At 68.9% G+C, this 17,498-nt stretch carries 16 protein-coding genes and 2 pseudogenes; 11 read left to right on the plus strand and 7 right to left on the minus strand.

What is annotated here, in order from left to right:
• The first annotated feature begins 673 nt into the window (after positions 1–673).
• The 7 genes from OG520_RS00005 (at position 674) to OG520_RS00035 (ending at position 8,995) form a co-directional block, all read left to right on the plus strand.
• Positions 674–1,399: a DEAD/DEAH box helicase family protein gene (locus tag OG520_RS00005; RefSeq protein ID WP_331747551.1), complete on the plus strand. Its 726-nt coding sequence runs from the start codon at positions 674–676 to the stop codon at positions 1,397–1,399.
• A gap of 16 nt (positions 1,400–1,415) precedes the next feature.
• Positions 1,416–2,447 (plus strand): helicase-related protein, encoded by a 1,032-nt coding sequence (locus tag OG520_RS00010; RefSeq protein ID WP_331747552.1) that lies wholly within the window; start codon positions 1,416–1,418, stop codon positions 2,445–2,447.
• Positions 2,408–3,250, plus strand: a complete 843-nt coding sequence (locus OG520_RS00015) for a helicase associated domain-containing protein (protein WP_331737066.1) — start codon at positions 2,408–2,410, stop codon at positions 3,248–3,250. Before OG520_RS00010 ends, OG520_RS00015 begins: the two co-directional genes overlap by 40 nt.
• Positions 3,251–3,348: 98 nt before the next feature.
• A complete protein-coding gene (locus OG520_RS00020; protein WP_331747553.1) occupies positions 3,349–4,650 on the plus strand; it encodes a DNA-binding protein in 1,302 nt (433 codons plus the stop codon).
• Positions 4,651–4,765: 115 nt separating this feature from the next.
• Entirely contained in the window at positions 4,766–5,857 is a 1,092-nt protein-coding gene (locus OG520_RS00025) for a TnsA-like heteromeric transposase endonuclease subunit (RefSeq protein WP_331737070.1), read from the plus strand.
• Positions 5,757–7,880 (plus strand): Mu transposase C-terminal domain-containing protein, encoded by a 2,124-nt coding sequence (locus tag OG520_RS00030; RefSeq protein ID WP_331747554.1) that lies wholly within the window; start codon positions 5,757–5,759, stop codon positions 7,878–7,880. Before OG520_RS00025 ends, OG520_RS00030 begins: the two co-directional genes overlap by 101 nt.
• A 122-nt stretch (positions 7,881–8,002) precedes the next feature.
• Entirely contained in the window at positions 8,003–8,995 is a 993-nt protein-coding gene (locus OG520_RS00035) for a TniB family NTP-binding protein (protein WP_317862449.1), read from the plus strand.
• A gap of 156 nt (positions 8,996–9,151) precedes the next feature.
• On the opposite strand, the gene OG520_RS00040 is transcribed toward OG520_RS00035, so the two are convergent.
• Together OG520_RS00040 and OG520_RS00045 are read right to left on the minus strand one after the other, a co-directional pair.
• Positions 9,152–9,370, minus strand: a complete 219-nt coding sequence (locus tag OG520_RS00040) for a hypothetical protein (protein ID WP_406011678.1) — start codon at positions 9,368–9,370, stop codon at positions 9,152–9,154.
• 93 nt (positions 9,371–9,463) lie between these two features.
• Positions 9,464–9,592 carry a hypothetical protein gene (locus OG520_RS00045; protein ID WP_331747555.1) on the minus strand — a complete coding sequence of 43 codons (129 nt, stop codon included), beginning with the start codon at positions 9,590–9,592 and terminating at the stop codon, positions 9,464–9,466.
• Positions 9,593–9,597: 5 nt separating this feature from the next.
• Between OG520_RS00045 and OG520_RS00050 the strand changes: the two genes are divergently transcribed.
• Complete coding sequence (locus tag OG520_RS00050; RefSeq protein WP_331747556.1) at positions 9,598–10,197, plus strand: DinB family protein; 600 nt, start codon at positions 9,598–9,600, stop codon at positions 10,195–10,197.
• 24 nt (positions 10,198–10,221) lie between these two features.
• Positions 10,222–11,514 (plus strand): IS256 family transposase, encoded by a 1,293-nt coding sequence (locus OG520_RS00055; protein WP_331747558.1) that lies wholly within the window; start codon positions 10,222–10,224, stop codon positions 11,512–11,514.
• Between the two features lie 442 nt (positions 11,515–11,956).
• Here OG520_RS00055 and OG520_RS00060 read toward each other — a convergent pair.
• Positions 11,957–12,436: pseudogene (locus OG520_RS00060) on the minus strand (DNA-binding response regulator); the annotation flags it as partial.
• A gap of 69 nt (positions 12,437–12,505) precedes the next feature.
• Between OG520_RS00060 and OG520_RS00065 the strand changes: the two are divergent.
• The gene (locus OG520_RS00065; protein ID WP_329196993.1) at positions 12,506–12,814 is read left to right on the plus strand and encodes a transposase; all 309 of its coding nucleotides are present in this window, start codon (positions 12,506–12,508) and stop codon (positions 12,812–12,814) included.
• Positions 12,811–13,731 (plus strand): IS3 family transposase, encoded by a 921-nt coding sequence (locus tag OG520_RS00070; protein WP_331747561.1) that lies wholly within the window; start codon positions 12,811–12,813, stop codon positions 13,729–13,731. The genes OG520_RS00065 and OG520_RS00070 overlap by 4 nt, the downstream gene beginning before the upstream one ends.
• A gap of 31 nt (positions 13,732–13,762) precedes the next feature.
• On the opposite strand, the pseudogene OG520_RS00075 reads toward OG520_RS00070, so the two are convergent.
• The 4 genes and pseudogenes from OG520_RS00075 to OG520_RS00090 all read right to left on the minus strand — a co-directional run.
• Positions 13,763–13,939, minus strand: a pseudogene (locus tag OG520_RS00075) (response regulator transcription factor); the annotation flags it as partial.
• Positions 13,940–14,013: 74 nt separating this feature from the next.
• Positions 14,014–15,729, minus strand: a complete 1,716-nt coding sequence (locus OG520_RS00080) for a sensor histidine kinase (RefSeq protein WP_406011679.1) — start codon at positions 15,727–15,729, stop codon at positions 14,014–14,016.
• Positions 15,730–15,866: 137 nt separating this feature from the next.
• Positions 15,867–16,262, minus strand: coding sequence for a GNAT family N-acetyltransferase; N-acetyltransferase (locus tag OG520_RS00085; RefSeq protein WP_406011680.1), 396 nt, complete (start codon positions 16,260–16,262; stop codon positions 15,867–15,869).
• Positions 16,263–16,549: 287 nt separating this feature from the next.
• Positions 16,550–17,452, minus strand: coding sequence for an aminoglycoside phosphotransferase family protein (locus OG520_RS00090; RefSeq protein ID WP_406011681.1), 903 nt, complete (start codon positions 17,450–17,452; stop codon positions 16,550–16,552).
• Between the last annotated feature and the right edge of the window lie 46 nt (positions 17,453–17,498).

Below are 17,498 nucleotides of genomic sequence, written 5' to 3' on the forward strand. Positions count from 1 at the left end.
CGAACGCGACGCGGTGCCGCTACGCGGCACTTCCCCGAATTGCTTCGCAATTCGGTTGCTGGGCCACTCCGTGGCCCAGGGTCAGGGTCGGCGCTCCGCGCTGACCCTGACGATCCGCCAAGGCGGATCACTACCAGCCGCTCCGCGCCTGGTAGTTGGGCCGCTACGCGGGCAGCGGGCTACGGGAGGTTGGCCGAGGGTTGGGTGAGGTGACGAGCCATCAAGCTGCGGGGGCGGATTCTGTCGAGGTTCGCACCTGATCGTATCGAGTGCGAACACTTCCGGTCATCCTCCCACGAACTGCATGCGTCATAGTTCTGAGTCAGCTACCTTGTTCCTAGAGGACAGACACCCACCAGCACTGGAGAGTCCGAGGAAATGACACTCTGGCTGCGTCCATAAATCCTGTTGAGGATGCGTCAAATTCACGGCCTGGATGGTTTGTCCGCCCGGGGGCGGATGCCTCCGCGGCACTGGAAGCTGAGAAATAGTGTCGCTCTTTCTTTCGTGTCCGTTTCTGATTGAGGAGAAGAGAATGTCTCGGGTGAGTTTCTACGGAAGCGGATACTGCGAAGAGTGTGACTCGACGTGGGAATTCGGTCCGGTAGAGGACGGAACGCTCCTGGAGTCTGACCACGAGTGCGAATCCGAGCGGGACGGCGAGTAACGGGGAATGGTGACAGACCAGGGCCTGAGGGCGCACCAGATCGAGGCGGTCGACGCCGTGCTCCGTCATCTCCAGTTCCCGGCCGGCGTCGCGGTGCCGGAGGAGGGGCTGCGGTGCCAGGTGATCGCGGCGACCGCGTCAGGGAAGACGAGGATCGCGGCGGTGGCCGCTCAACGACTGCGTGCCCGGCGGGTGTTGGTGCTGGTACCGACGGTGGATCTGCTGGCGCAGATGGCCGCGGAGTGGCGTCGGGCAGGGCGTGCGGGGGCGATGGTCGGTGCGTGCGAGTCACGGGTTTCGGCGTCCAGCGGGATGCCCTGCACCACGGACGCGGCGGAGCTCCTGTCCTGGGTGGGGGACGAGGATGTGGTGACGGTGTTCTCGACGTACGCCACTGCCTCCACGGCGGTGCAGGGGGCGCACCGGCTCGGGCTGGACGCCTTCGACCTGATGGTCGTGGATGAGGCGCACCGCACCTCGGGGGATGCGGCGAAGGCGTGGGCGGCCGTGCACGACCAGGTGAAGATGCCGGCCGTCCGGCGGCTGTACATGACGGCGACGGCGAGGATCTGGGAGTCCGCCGAGGATGCCCGCCGGGGCGGCCGGGAGGCTCCGCGGCTGATCGCGAGCATGGACCCCGAGTCGCCCGTGTTCGGGCCTGTGGCCTGGAAGCTGACGCTCTCCCAGGCTATTCCGGGGGCTGGTTGCCCCCTATCAGGTTATTTGCGTTGATATTTCCGATCCGGACTTGTATGCCGCGCAGGCGGGTGGCGACCGGGGCTCGGACCTGGTGCGCGGGGCGCGGCTCGCGGCGCTCCAGGCGGGGCTGCTGACGGCGGCTGCGGACGAGAACCTGCGGAAGTGCCTCACCTTCCACTCCCGGATCGCGGAGGCCGAAGCGATGGCCGAAGGCCTGCCCGCCGTCGCGAAGCGGCTGTATGCCGAGGATCCGAAGCACTACCACCCGGCGGAGCGGGTGGGGGCGTCCTGGCTTCATGGAGACCACAGGGCCGGCTACCGAAAGGCAATGCTGGAGGAGTTCGCGTCGAACGTGGTCAAGGTGCCCGACGGGAAGGGTGGCACGGTCTCCTGTCCGGCCATGTTCAAAATGATCGCGTCGGTTCGCGTCCTGGGGGAAGGAGTCGACACGAAGAACTGTGACTCTGTTGCCTTTTGTGACGCGCGCGGGTCAATGGTCGATATTGTGCAAATGGTCGGGCGGGCTCTCCGAATGCAGCCTGGCGAGGGAAAAATCGCCAGCCTGGTCGTCCCTGTTTTCCTTGCTCCTGGTGAAAGTCCGGACGAAATGATGACCTCCAGGGGGTACGAAACCCTCGCGAAGGTCCTCGGGGCGCTGCGTGCTCACGACACGGACGTGATCGAGGCGCTCGCCGACTCCCGTCCCCGTACAGGGCGTTGGAAGCCCGACGGGGCCGAGGGCGTCGACGGGGCGGAGGGCCGGGAGCGGACGGGCGAGGCGAAGGGTCCGAGCGCGCCCGCGCAGGGGCTGCTGAGGTTCTCCACTCCGCGGGATCCGGCGGAGGTGGCGCGGTTCGTCGCGCTGCGCGTGCTGCACCCCGAGACGGACTACTGGCGCAGCGGGATCGCGGCTGCGGCGCGGTACGTGCGCGAGGTGGCGAAGGACGGGGTGCTGAAGGTTGCGTACGACTACGTGACGCCGGTGGATGAGGGTGGGAGTCTGCGGGGTTCCCGCTGGGGACATGGCTGCGGAACCAGCGCATGGACTACCGGGCCGGAACACTTGCCCCGGAGCGCGTGAAGGCGTTGGAGGAGCTCGGGGTGGTCTGGTCCCACCGCGATCACGCCTTCGAGGAGGGGCTTGCCGCTGCCCGGCGCTGGGCCTCCGAGCACGGCCATTTCCTGCCGCCGGCCCATGCTGTGTGGGACGGGTATCCGGTCGGGACCTGGGCGAAGAATCTCCGCACGGCCGCGAGGCTCGCGGATGCGCGCGCGGAGCAGTTGGAGGCCGGACTGCCCGACGATGCTTTCGCGGGTGGCCTGTCGCAGGAGCGGCGGGAAGCACTGGACGAGATTGACCCGGGGTGGTCACCGGTCTGGGACGCGGGGTGGCAGCGCTGCCTGCGGCTCGTGCAGAACCATCTCGCCCAGGGCGGCAGCGTGCCTTGGGAGGCTGGGGAGGTCGTGGTCCAGGGCGAGGACTTGGGGCGGTGGGTTAAGGGATGCCGGTTGGGATGGGACGCCCTGCAACCGGCACAGCAATGGCTTCTGGAGAACGCCCTCGGGCTCGGACCCGCCGGTGAGGACGAGCGCCCGGTGCAACGCACCCAGGACGACAAGTGGATGCTCAACCTGGCGGCCGCGCGGCAGTTCCACGCCCGCGAGGGGCACCTGCGCGTACCCCGCAAGCACGAGGAGCAGCTGGTTTCCGATGGCGGCGGGTTCGGTGCGCAGGTGGGCGCTGGCGGGGTCGTGGTGGTCAAGCTCGGCACGTGGATTGACAACGTCCGCAAACGCGCTGGGAAGCTTCCCGAGCAGCGGCGGGCGGAACTCGACCAGCTCGGCATGCAGTGGGCGGCGGGCACGGCGGGGCGGTCGCGGTGAACGCCGGGGTGTTACGGCTGCCTCCTCTCGCCGGGGAGACGACGTTCTCCTTTCTGTGCCGTATCGCTGCTTGCTACGGAATGGAGGAGCAGACGTTCATGGCGCGCTGGCAGGCGGTGAACCACCGGCCCCGTCATGAGGGTGGGGCCGTGCGTGCGGATGGGGAAGTGCTGCTGGACGCGGCAGCCCGAAGGACGCTGGGCGCTGTGTGCGGGGTCGGGGAGCTGTCGCTGGGGCGGGCGTTGCCGTCGTGGGGGCGGGAGGATCCCAAGCTCGACGGACCGGAGGGCGGCCGGGGGCGGGTGGTGTGGAGGGTCGGGGGCGTGGTGGCGGGGCCGGTGGCGTTCGGGTGCCGGCTGTGCACGGCACGGCGTACGGGCGAACCGGCCCGGGTGATGCGGTACGCGCCACGGTGGGAGCGGGTGTGCGTGCGCCATGGTCGGTGGGCTCTGGACGCGGACGCCGACCAGCCCCGCGAGTACCTCGATCTGCGGGGTCTTCCGGAGGTGGTCGCGGCGCAGCGGCGGTGGGCTGGTGTGGTGCGTCGTGCGGTGCGGGCCGGTGTGGACCCGGGTGAGGTGTTCGGGCTGGCTTATGCGGTGGTGGCGCGGTGGTGGGAGGGGGCGTACGGGTGGGAGCGGGAGGAGATCTGGCCGCGGCGTCTGCACCTGGTCGCCGGGGGTGATGCGGGGGTTGATCTGGAGTGGTGGCGGGTGGTGGGGCGCGATGCGGTGATCTTCCCGGAGGTGGTGGCGGTCGCGGATGCGCTGCTGGATCCGGTCATGGCGCAGCTTGTGTGGGTGGACAGCGGGGGTGAACGGCCGCGGCCGTTGGGGGCGGACGGGAAGTTCTGCCGCCGTCTCGGTGAGCGGGTGGGGCGGTCTTGGTTGGGGCCGTTGATCGCGGTCGACTACGGGGGTCCGCTGATCGCGTGGATGGGGACGGTTGTCCGCCTGCGTCGTCATCCCGAAGGGCGGCCGGGTCTGTATGCGCGGTTCGGGGAGAACGTGTGGTGGGTGCGGCAGGAGCATCAGCCGTCGACGGTGGCTGCAGGGCTGCGGGTCTTGGCCGGGGAGAAGAAGTTGCCCGGCTCGGGGACGAACTGGCGGGCCGTGGTGCCTGCCGAGCAGCGCTTTTTGATCACCAATCTCCTCGGTGAGGTAGAAGAGCAGCTGCAGCAGTTGCGTGGTGCGCAGGTCGGTACTACCGCCGAGGTGGCCCGGTCCATGCTGGAGGGTTTGAGCCGGGGCACGGATCTGCTCGACCAGGTGCTGGGGCGGGTCATGGTGGCCGCGGTGAACGCTGGGATGAGGGTGGACGAGGTGGCCCGGTGGGCGCGGCTGTCCGAGGAGGAGGCGGTAGAAGTCCTCGGGACGTACCGGGGTGCGGACGGCGAGTAGAGCCGGGGCTGGCCGGGGTGGTCCGGTCGCTGCTTTTAGCGCATGAGGCGGCGGCTTGTGATCAGAACCCGTGAAACGTGTCCGGTGCGGTGGGGGCACCGGTGGGGTGGGGGGGATGAGCGGCAGGAGCGTGGTGGGCGGCCCTGAAAGGGCGGCCGGGCAGCGGGACGTGGTGGTCGGGGCGGGGTTCGAAGCCGTCTTCCTCGATCCGGTGGGGCGGATGGTGCAGCAGCGGTGGGCGGACGCGGCGGTGGCGGTGGCTTTCGAGGAGCTGGATCCGGTGTCGGCGTTCCCTGTCGTGCCGGGCCGCCGGTGGGGGCCGGGCCTGTGGTGGTCGGCCACCACCGGACGGCACGTGGCGTCGGGATCGAACGCGATGCGGGCGCAGCTGATGGTGCTCGACCGCGACCCCATGGTGGTGGGCCTGGCCGGGCGGCCGGTACGGGCGCTGTGGCGTGATGGCCGGGGGCGGGTGCGCTCGTGGGTGCCGCAGCTCTTCGCCCGCTACAAGGACGGCACCGGGATGCTGGCCGACTGCCCCAGCCACACCGAGGCCGGCGGCGAGCGGGCGTTGGAGGCCGCGGAGACGGTCGCGGAGGCGTGTGCGCAGGTAGGGCTCGTCTACCGGCGCCTTGAGCCGCTGGAGAAGACTCTGGTGGCGAACCTGAAGTGGCTGGCCGGCTACCGGCACCCACGCAACCAGGGCCGCCCGGGACTTGCGGCCGACGTGCTGGAGGCGTTCGCGCGGCCGCGGCCGCTGATCGACGGCGTGGAGGCGGTCGGCGACCCGATCGAAGTCCTGCCCGTCGCCTTCCACGCCTTGTGGCACGGGCAGCTGACCGTGGCGCTGGACGTGCCGCTGCACGAACGGGTCCTGGTCCACTCCCCCATGGTCCCTGCGGGTACGGGCGGCCCGGTTGATCAACGGGCCGCCGCCGTGCAAGGTTGCGACGTCGTCCGTGGTCGCGGCGGACATGAGGTGGGTGGCGGAGCAGGGGGCAGGCCGTCAGCGGCGGCACGAACCAATGCGAAGGCGGCGCGGCTGGCGGCAGTGGCCGGGGCGGGGAGGCGGTGTGAGCGGGGTACGGCGTGGTGGGCGGCCGGTCGTGGCCGTCGGTGCCCACGTGCGGTTCCGGGGGGTGCGGTGGCAGGTCGTCGCCCTGGCCGGGCAGGGCTTCCATCTGGTCGGCCAGGACGGGATGGATGAGGTGGTGCTGTCCGGGCATCTGTTCGCCGACCCAGGCTTCGCGGTCCTGGGCGCGGAGGCGGATCAGGCGCAGGCGGTGCCGCGGTGGGGGCTGTTCGAAACGGCGCCGGCCGCGGCGCGGGAGAAGGCGCTGGCCTGGGAGCGGCACATCCGGGAAGTCGAGTGCGGCCTTCCCGGCGGGGTCGGCAGTGGCGGGACGGTACGGGAGCAGTACGACCCGGATCGGTTCACACTGGCCCAGCGGGAGCAGGCCAAAGCGCAGGAGCTGACCGCGCTGAGGTTCGGGCGGGTGTCGCGGGCGACGGTGCAGCGCATGCGGCTCGCCTACCGTAAACAGGGGCTATGGGGGTTGGTCGACCACCGCGCCACCCGCGGCCCGAAGGGCCGTGGCGGTCGGCAGGACGAGCGGGTCGTCACCGCGATCAAGGACGTGCTGCGCGGGCAGCGGGGGCGTTCCAAAGGCACCGTCAAGGCGCTGATGCCGCTGGTCGCACGACTCCTCAAGGACCGGCATGGAGACGCGGTGCCCATGCCCGCGCAGGCCACTTTTTACCGGCTCGTCCATCAGCTCGCCCACCCGGCCGACCACCCCGCGCGGCCGGTCCGAAATCCGCCGATCACGGAAGACGGGCGCGCCATGACCCCGACCGTGGCTCTGCGGCCCGGGGAGCAGGTCCAGATCGACACCACCCGTCTGGATGTCCTCGCGCTGTTCAACGACGGGACGCTGGGGCGGCCCGAGCTCACGATCGCCGTCGATGTGGCCACGCGGGCGATCCTGGCGGCGGTGCTGTGTCCGGGCGGGACGCAGGCCGTGGACGCGGCGCTGCTGCTCGCGGAGATGGCTGTACCGCGCCCGGCGAGGCCCGCGTGGCCCGACGCCCTGCGCTTCACCCACGCCAGGCTGCTTGCGGGCGATCGGCTGCTGTCGCTGGACGAGCGGCTTCAAGGGGCGGCCGCCCGGCCGGTCGTGATGCCGGAGACGATCGTTGTGGACCGCGGGAAAGTGTTCCTGTCGCAGGTGTTCACCGCCGCCTGTGAGACGCTCGGGATCAGCGTGCAGGTGGCGCCGCCGTTCGCGCCGACCGCCAAGAGCATCGTGGAGCGCACCTTCGGGTCGATCAACTCCCTGTTCTGCCAGCATCTGCCCGGCTACACCGGTTCCGACGTCACCCGCCGCGGCAGAGACATCGAACGCGAGGCGTGCTACACCGTCGCCCAGTTGCAGGACCTCCTCGACGAATGGCTCGTGCACTGGCACCACCGCCCGCACGAAGGACTGCGCCACCCCGTACTGCCCCGGGCGGCGCTGACGCCGAACCAGATGTGGGCGGCGCTCGTCGCGGTCGCCGGGTACGTGCCGGTCCCTTTGAGCGGCAGTGATTATCTGGAGTTGCTGCCGGTGCGGTGGCAGGCCATCACCGAGCGCGGCATCCGTATCCATCACCGCACCTACGACTGTGATCTGCTGGGCCCCTACCGGGGCCAGGAGTCCGAAGTAGCGGCCCGCGGCGGGAAATGGGAAGTCCGCATCAACCCGCACGATGTCCGCCAGATCTGGGTACGGCTCCCCGACGGGCAACTCGCCGAGATCCCGTGGATTCACCGCGACCACGCCCACCACCCGTTCAACGACCGCACCTGGCGGTACGTCCGCACCACCGTCACCCGCCACCTGGACCCTGACCGGTACGAGGCCGGCCTCGCCGACGCCCTCGACCAGCTCCTGCGCCGTGCCCGTACCGGGCATGCCACCCCCGCCGAACAGCACCTGATCACCCGCACCGCCCCTGTGCGGATGCCTATGCCCGCACAGCGGGCCTCAGACGGCCCGCAGCACCCGGACCAGGCTGCCGATGAGACGGTTTCCGGAACAGACGACGACAGCCTCGACGCTCTCGACGACACGCCGGATGAGCCGTCGCCCCCGGACCAGGACACCGGTGAGGACGACGGCTCACCGGACGTGCCGTATACCGGGTACGGGCTGTACGACGCCCGCGCGGAGGCCCTGAAATGGTGAACACCAAGGCATCCACGGCCAGGGGCAGTCGCCCTGTCGGCACCCGCGACGAACACGTGGGCAGCGGGCCCGGGCAGGGGGCTGCGGGTGCTGTCCCCGAAACGGGTAGCGCCGGCAGGCCGGTGACCACGTGGCAGGGCTGGCAGCACTTCGCCACCACACCACCGCCCGTGCCTCCCGGGCCCGGTGCCCCGCCACGCAGCACGGAAGAACGCCTGGCCTACCACTCCGCGTTCGTCACCCTCCGCACCCCGGTCATCGACACCCTCGCCACCAGCGTCCGCACCCTGATGATCCTCGGCCGCCACCAGACCGTGACTGCTCGTCCTTCTCTGATCGTCACCGGGCCCGCGGCGGCCGGGAAAACCACCGCGCTCCTCCACGTCGGACGCACCTGCCACCTCGCCCACACCCACCGCAACCCGCCATCACCCGGCCTCCAGCATCCGCACGTACCGGTCGCGTACGTCCTCGTCCCGCCCGGTGCCACCGCGAAAACCCTCGCCACCGAATTCGCCCGCTACCTCGGCATCCCCGTCACCACCCGCATGACCCAGGCCCAGATCACCGACGCGGTCTGCCACACCTACCAGCAGGCCGGTGTCCGTCTCGTCCTGATCGACGAGATCCACCGCCTCAACCCCCGCACCACCACCGGCGCCCAGAGTGCCGACCTCCTCAAAGACCTCACCGAACGCATCGGTGCGACGTTCGTGTACGCGGGCATCGACGTCACCACGACCGCGTTGTTCAGCGGTGTGCGTGGCGCGCAGCTCGCCGGGAGGGCCTCACTCATCGAGTGCGGGCCGCTGCCCGCCCGGCACGGGACACACGAGCCGTTCAAAGAACTCATCACCGGCCTCGAGAAGGCTCTGAACCTCCAGCAGCATCGGCCCGGAACCCTCCCCCGTCATGCCGCATATCTCCACCAGCGGACCGCGGGCCGGATCGGGAGCCTGACCCGGCTGATCCGCCAAGCCGCGATCACCGCGATCTGTGACGGCACCGAAAAAATCACCAAAACCTTGCTCGACGGGATCCAGCTCGACCACCTCGCCGAAACCCACCACCGCCCCACCCCGACACCAACCCGGCCCCGTACACGACGGTCCTGACCCCCCGCCACCCCACTGACCAGCAAGAACACAGTCAATGCCTTTAGACCCAGGAACATATCCGCGACATCCCGCGCTCTGTCTCAACGAAACTGCAACAGCCCCAGGTCAGACCCCCATCCCACACCCTCAAAACCACCCCGAAACCGTTCTCAATCAATCATCAACACCCCAGCTCACAAACCACACACCACCGCAACTAACCACCCCCAGCGTTAGGTGGTGTTTGTGCAACCGCTTCTTCATCGCGTCGAACCAGTCGATCCACTCGCGTGGACTATCTGGCTCGTATTCCGCGCCGACGATGAGCGCCTGACCACAGAGCGGACAGAGTCCTTTCTGACGGGCTGCCAGAGTAAGGCTGATTCTGTCCATCGGTGGGGGTGTGCGCGTCTTGCGGCGTTGGCCCCAGTAGTCGCCGAGCGCGGGATCGTCAAGTGAGGACTTTCTCCTGACTAAGAGGTTGTCTCACGTGGCAAGTTTCGCGAGCTTCTTGTAGCAGGTCAGGGCCGCGGCCATGGCCACTCCTCGGCTCTGCCAGTCGTTGCGGACCACGTACGGGATCTTGAGACCACGAGCAACCCATGGAAGGTTCATGCCGCATGATCGATAAATTCGCGAAGGACAACCTGCACGGGAGACTGCGGCGGGACCGCAAGGCGCTGCTCTGGAAGCTCGACGGCTTGTCCGAATACGACGCCCGCCGACCTTTGACAGCGACCGGGACCAACCTCCTCGGCCTGGTCAAACACGTGGCCACCGTCGAGGCCAGGTACTTCGGCGAGGTCTTCGACCGCCCTTCCCCGGAGCCGCTGCCCCGGTGGCAGGACTACAACGGCAGCGATCAGTGGGCGACCGAGGACGAGACCCGCGATCAGATCATCGGGTTCTACCGGCGCACGTGGGAACACTCGGACGCGACGATCAACGAGCTTCCCCTCGACGCCCCCGGCCACGTGCCGTGGTGGCCGGAGCCTCATCCCAACACGAACCTGTTCGCCATCATGGTCCATGTCCTCGGCGAGTCCAACCGGCATGCCGGGCACGCCGATATCCTGCGCGAGGGCCTCGACGGCCGGACCGGGGTGCGCCCCGAACACGAGAAGCAGATCGACGAGGAAGCCCGTGCAGCCTACTGCGCGAAGATCGAGCAGGCCGCCAGGTCGGCCGCACCAATCGGGACTGTAAAACGTTCGGTGTAACTCCCGATCATGGAAGATGCATCGATGACCAGCAATAACGTGACCGAGGCCGAGTCCGTCGAGCCGTCTGAGACGGTGCCGGCGAAGTCTGTGGACGACCGGCTGATCGATGAATTGGTGGGACGGGCTCAGGCCGAGGGCCTTCAGCTGACCGGCGAGGGCGGGCTGCTCCAGCAGCTGACCAAGCGGCTCCTGGAGTCCGCTCTCGAGGGCGAGATCACCGACCACCTCGGCTATGACAAGCATGATCCGGCCGGGAAGAACGGCGGTAACTCACGCAACGGCACCCGGGCCAAGACCGTGCTGACCGATGTCGGCCCGGTCGAGATAGTCGTGCCCCGAGACCGGGAAGGCAGCTTCGAGCCGAAGATTGTCAAGAAGCGGCAGAAGCGTCTGTCCGGCGTGGACGAGATGGTCATCTCGCTCGCGGCCAAGGGCCTGACGACCGGTGAGGTTCAGGCCCACCTGGCCGAGGTCTATGGCGCCGACGTATCGCGCCAGACGATCTCCACGATCACCGACAAGGTCCTCGAGAGCATGGCAGAGTGGCAGAACCGGCCCCTCGACGCCGTCTATCCCGTGATCTTCATCGACGCCATCCACGTGAAGATCCGCGACGGCGCGGTCGCCAACCGGCCCATTTACGTGGCCCTGGCGGTCACGACCGAAGGCCGGCGGGACATCCTCGGCCTGTGGGCCGGCGACGGCGGCGAGGGCGCCAAACACTGGATGCACATCCTCACCGAGATCAAGAACCGCGGCGTGAACGACGTCCTCATGCTCGTCTGCGACGGGCTCAAGGGCCTGCCCGACGCCGTTGAGAACGTCTGGCCCCGCACGGTCGTGCAGACCTGTGTGGTCCACCTGCTGCGGAACTCCTTCCGCTATGCCGCCCGCCAGGACTGGGACAAGATCGCCAAACTCCTCAAGCCCGTCTACACCGCGGCGACTGAGGAGGCCGCCCTCGAGCGGTTCGCCGAGTTCGCCGACGCCTGGGGCCGGAAGTATCCGGCGATCGTGCGGCTCTGGGAGAACGCGTGGGAAGAGTTCACCCCGTTCCTCCGCTTCGACACCGAGATCCGCCGCATCGTGTGCACGACGAACGCGATCGAGTCCGTGAACGCCAGGATCCGCCGGGCGGTCAAGGCCCGCGGCCACTTCCCCAACGAGCAGGCCGCGTTGAAGTGCGTCTACATGGCGATCATGTCCCTGGACCCCACCGGCAAGGGCCAGGCCCGCTGGACCATGCGCTGGAAGACCGCACTCAACGCCTTCGACATCACCTTCGACGGCCGCCTCTCCGCAGCCCGTCAGTAACTCCAACAACCTGAGTTACACCGTTCCTTTGACAGACCCGTACTAGGACGCGTCTGGGATGCGTTTTGGTCCGGTGGGATCTCGAACCCACTGGAGGTGACAGGGGCCTTGACCCCGAATCCTGAACACGGTTTAGGATTCGGGGTCAAGGCCCCGCCTCGATCCACGCCGCCAGTAGGCGTCCTCCGGGTCGATACCCCGCAGCCGCATGAGCTGCGCCGCCAGCACGGCCGGGTCGCGTTCCTCGCTGAACCGCAGCACCCCGGCCGCCGCCCCGATCGGCTGCCTTTTCTGCGGCTGCGACTGAGCATCCAGGCCCGGGCCTGTCCGTTGAGATCCACCCTCAGTGGGCTGTGCATCAACGTCATCGGCCGTCGTAGTACGAGTACCACTCACCTCCGACGATCTTGCAGCCCGGTTCGACAGTGACGGAGTGGTGTGGTCAGGTTCCCAGGTCGGCGTCTCGTGCCAGCAGTGCGGCCTGCACTCGGTTCTCGCAGTCCAGCTTGGTCAGGATCCGGCTCACGTACGATTTGACCGTGGCCTCGCTCATATGGATCCGCTGACCAGCGTCCGCGTTGGACAGGCCCTCACCCAGCAGTGCCAGGACCTCCAGCTCGCGGTTGGTCAGCGCGTCCAGCCGGCAGCGGGCCTGCTCAGCACGGTGGGCGCTCTGGCTGGACGCCAACGAGTCCACGACACGGCGGGTGGCACCCGGCGACAGGTACGCGTCTCCGGCCGCGGCAGCCCGGACCGCGCGCATGAGTTCCGCGGGCGCCGAGTCCTTGAGCAGAAAGCCCACGCTGCCCCCAGTCAGTGCGCGCAGTACGTTTCGCTGTTCCCCGAAGGTTGTCAGGATCAGCACCCGCGTGTCAGGCACGGTCCGGTGCAGCTCGGCCAGGGCCGTCAGTCCGTCCATGACTGAGGTTCCCCCGAGATGCGGGGATGGGTGACAGAGGGTCAGATGGGTCTCATGAGAGGAGCCCAGACGATGCCTGCCCCGAGAAAATACCCGCTGGAGTTGCGTGAGCGTGCGGTGCAGATGTACCGGACTGCCGAGCCGAAGCCTGTGATCCGTCGTATGGCCGAGGAGCTCGGCGTGCACCACGAGGCCCTGCGTAACTGGATCCGCCAGGCCGAGGCCGACGCCGGCGAGCGGGGCGACCTGCTCACCACCGCCGAGCGTGAGGAACTTGCCGCCCTGCGCAAGGAGAACGCCCAGCTCAAGCGGGCGAACGAGGTCCTGCGGACGGCCTCGGCTTTTTTCGCGGCCCAGCTCGACCCGACCCGGCCCAGGTGACCGCGCTCCTCGACGCGCACCCGCATCTGGGGGTCGAGCCCGTACTCCGGGAACTTTCCATCCCCTCCTCCACCTACTACCGGTGGCGCCAGGCCGAGACCGAGCCGTGCGAACGAAGCCGCCGGGACGCCGAGCTGACCAGCAGGATCCGCCAGGTCCACGCCGAGTCCGGCGGGATCTACGGCTCACCCCGCGTGCACGCCGTCCTCAGGCGTGAGGGCGTCCACGTCGGCAGAAAGCGCGTCGAGCGGCTCATGCGCCAGGCCGGCCTGGCCGGGATTAGCCCCCGCCGGGGCAAGGGCTTCACCCGGCGCGACCCGGACGCCGATCTCGCCCCTGACCTGGTCGGGCGCGACTTCACCGCGAACGGGCCGAACCGGCTGTGGGTCACCGACCTGACCATGATCCCCACCGGGGAGGGGCCGCTGTGGCTGTCCGCGATCCGCGACGCGTTCTCCCGCCGGGTGGTCGCCTGGGAGACCTCCGCCCGCGCGGACGCCGACCTGGTCCTCACCTCGCTGGAATACGCCCTGGCCAACCGCGAAGTCGCCCCCGGCGAGCTCATCCACCACGCCGACCACGGCTGTCAATACACGTCCGTGAAGCTCACGACACGCCTGGTCAGGGCCGGTATCCAGGCGTCCATGGGCTCGGTCGGCGACTCGTTCGACAATGCCCTGGCGGAGAACCTGTGGATGGTCATCAAGACCGAGTGCATCCGCGGCCGCGTCTTCGCCACCAGGGCCGAAGCGAACCTCGCGCTCTTCGAGTACATCGACGGCTTCTACAACCCCCGCCGCATCCAGAAACGGCTGGGCTACCTCAGCCCGATCGAGTACGAGGAGAAGCACTACGCCAACCAGGCAGCAGCCGAACAAGTGAACCTGAAACCACGTCAACCCGCCCTGACCAGCTAGTCAGCCACTCCCGCACAGCGGGGGAACCTCAGACCGGCATCTGGATATCGAGCAGCACGACGTCCACGCGGCGGGTCTGGGCCAGTTCGACAGCCTCACGGCCGTTCACCGCCTCGGCGACGACTTCGATGTCGTCGGCGGAGGAGAGGATCATCCTGACGCCTGCCCGGATGAGCGGCTCGTCATCCGTGACGAGAACCCTGATCATGACTCCCCTGCGCGGTCCTTGAGTGTCTGCCTGCGGTCACTCGCCATCATCCCTGATCGAGCGCCCGCTACTCCTCAGTTCCTCACCTCGAAAGACTTCTTCTCGGTCAACTTGCCGTCCTTGAAGCAGAACCGGAAGACCGGCTCCATATCCGGATTGTTGCTGGACTCCGTGGAAGTCAGGCTGAGGCACTTCGCGCCCTTGGGCACGGGCGGCGCATCCGTTTCCAGGCCGTCGGTCACGAAGGAGTTCTCCTTGGGCAACTGCTTGCGGATCTCTGCCTCGGACTGGCCCACCTCCACCGCGTCGTACTGCTTCGGCTCGATCCTGGCCTCTTCCGCCTTGTTCAGGAGGAAGTATCCCCCGACGCCGAGGGCGGCGATCACCAGCAGCAGAGAAATCAGTACCGCCATCCCGCAGCCGATGGCTATGCCGCTTCCGTTCTTCCTGCTCATTGCCTTGGCCAGCTCCTTCAGACCGTTCCCGTTCATGACGGGACCACCCTCGTCCAAGGAGTCCCCCGGGGTCTGCTGCCAAAAGGTGTTCGTTGGATCAACGAACGTCGTCGTCACGTTGCCGGGCTCGGGGCTCGGGATCCCGCCTTCCGGAGATGTGTACGGCAGCACGCCCGCCAGCCGGAAGCCGCCGTCCGCCGTCGGGCCCGCGTGCGCCAGGCCCCCGATAAGCCGGGTCCGCTCACCGAGCCCGGTCAGCCCCTGGCCGCCGCTCACCACGCCCCGGCCGTTGTCCGTCGTCCCGGTTGCGGGTCCGTTGGCGACCTCCACGACCAGCGAGTCCGGCTCATACCGCAGCTCGACGGTGATCGGGGCGCCCGGGGCGTGCTTGTGGGCGTTGGTCAGGCCCTCTTGGACGATGCGGTACGCCGCGTGATCGGCGGTCGGGGGGAGCGGGCACGGCTCGCCGGAGTGCCGCAGCTTCACGGCCGCGCCCACGCTCCGGGACGTTCCTACCAGGCCCTCGATGCCCGCCACCCCGCGCGACAGCGCCGTGGTGTCCTCCGCCTCCGCCGCCGCAGCAGCCGCGACGCCTGGGGTGGTGCGGTCCTCGTGTGGAGCCTCCGTGCTGTCCCGCATCACCTGTACCACCTCGCGCAGCTCATGCATCGCGGCCACCGACGCCTCGCGCAGCACCCCCACTGCCTCCCGCTGCCGTCCGGTCAGCTCGCGGTCCACCTCCAGCGCGCCCGCGTGCACCGAGATGAGCACCAGCTGATGGCCGAGGCTGTCGTGCATGTCCTGCGCAATGCGCTGACGCTCCCGCGCCCGGGCCTGTCCGGCGATCATCGCGCGCTCGCGTTGCTGCTGGGCCTCGTACTCCCGAAGCGTGTCGGTCAGCGTATGGTGCTGCGACCGGTAGCGGCCGGCCAGGCCGGGAACGATGATCGCGACCAGCGGCCACAGGACGCCGAAGACCAAGCGGGGCAGTGAGAGGTGAGGCAGCGCCTGCACGACTGCCAGGCCGAGGTTGAGGACGTATGCGAGGGCGAAGGTGCCGACGGCCCTGCCGACCCCGTCGATCCGCCGCCCCGCCGACCACGCGGCGACAAGGACCAACGGAGCGAGACCGCCGAACAGGACAGAGCCGACGGCCGTCACCAGCAGCACGGACGCGGGCAACGTCCGGCGCAGAAGTGACAGCGCTGCGATCGCCAGCCCGGCGGCAGCGATCCGTACGGTGCCGCCGTGGTCCAGGGCCGCGAGACCTGCTCCCAGCAGCCCAAACGCTACGCTCAGCAGCGATTCGCCCACGATGCGCCAGGGAGACCACATTCCGGGAACCAAGAGAGCCCTGCCCGGGGCAGCCAGCCGCAAGGTAGCCGAACGCAGCCTCGCTGCCAGTGCCTGGCGAGCCGATGCTTTAAGGGCCGTAGATTCCACACGAGTCACCCGGCCACGTTAAGCCCCTCTCAACCCGCTCCGCGCCGGCCATTGGTCGCGACGGCCAACGACGAAAGTCCAACCTGGCGTGGCGGCCCGGCATCCGTCGGCCACCCACAAGACCCCGGCCGCAGCAGAGCGCCGACGGGCTCGCCGGTGTCTTCACGGAGGATGTAGCTGATCGTGCTCATGGACGGGGAGCGCCGCCGCAGAGCGGTCAGGCCGATCATCTCGTCGGCGGCGAGGATGCCCCAGCTCCACTGCACGCAGGGGATATCGGCGGCTCTGGTGAGGGCTGCATGGACCTTCTGCTGTGCCTGGGCGAGGGTAAGTTCCGCGCTGGTGGTGTGCCGCACGGAGGCGCCGCTGTAGATGCGAGTGAGGGCCGGGGCGTCGTCGGGGATCAGGTCTCGCAGGATCACCATGAGGCGGCCAGCTCCTTTGCGGTGGGTCGGTCGGCGGGGTCCGCAGCCAGGCAGGTGGTGATGGCTTCTTCGAAGGCGGGGAATGGCCACGGTCGGACGTCGCCGACGGCCCTGGTGCTGCCGGATCCGGCAGGCGCCGGGTGAGAAATCCCGCCACTGCGTCGCCCGTGCGGTCTGCCACGGCGGCTGAGGCCGGATCCGCCAGGCGTACCGCGACGGCCCGCTGTCTGAGCCGTCGTCGCCCAGCTGCGCCCTGAGACTATCGGAGGAGGATCGTCGCCGCGTGCCTACATCAAACCGCCTCTCAGAACACGACCGAGCGCTGCCCTGCCTGAGGGTCCCCATGTCGGCTTGCCGCCAGGAAGGCCCCGGTCTCCGTTCTGGCCCATCAGCATGAGGAACAGGCTCTTCAGAGCGGCCAGCCCGCGGGCGCGCCGGATCGTCCCCTCGTCCGCCTGCGCGTACACGTTGAAGAACCGCGAGGCGCAGCCTGCGGGAAGGAGTACCCATGCGGCCGCGAGGTCCCACGCCGGATCGCCAGCGAACATGGCACCGAAGTCGACGATGCCCGAGAGCGTCCCGTCCGAGACGACGACGTTCGCGGGATGAAGGTCGCCGTGCACCCAGAGCGGCGGGCCCTCCCACTCGGGCGCCGCGACGGCGTCGTCCCAGACGGCCCGGACATCGTCGGCGAGGTCGTCGGGAACGACAGCGTGGAAGAAGTGGTCGAAGCCGTCCGTGCACTTCTTGGGGTGAGCGCCGAAGTCCGAGCTGATCGGCGCCTCGGCGGGCGCCTCCACGTGGAGCGCCCTGAGGAAGCCCGCCAGTGTGTCGGCCGCGTGGGCGCCGCGGCTGATCGAACCGTGGTCCAGCGGCTCGCCGGGAACCCACGTCATCACGGTCCAGTGCTTGGGGAAGCACTCGGACGGTTCGCCGAACCGCACCGGGGTCGGCACCGGGAGCGGCAGGCGCGGGGCCAGCACGGGCAGCCACCGCCGCTCCTTGAGCTGGAGCTCCGGGGTGGGGTCCATGCGCTGCATGCGCACGGCCAACTCGTCCCCGAGGCGCCACATTTGGTTGCCCCAGCCGCCCGCCACCTCGCGGATGGCCAGCCCTGCAAGGTCTGGATGTTGCTCCTGCAGCAGGTCGCGGACCAGGTCTGCGGTGATCTCGATCTCGGAGTCGGTCATGCGAAGCCACACTACTGGGGCAGGATTCTGGCTTCACTCGTGATCC

It is taken from the genome of Streptomyces sp. NBC_00984, from assembly GCF_045162475.1.
Lineage (GTDB): Bacteria > Actinomycetota > Actinomycetes > Streptomycetales > Streptomycetaceae > Streptomyces.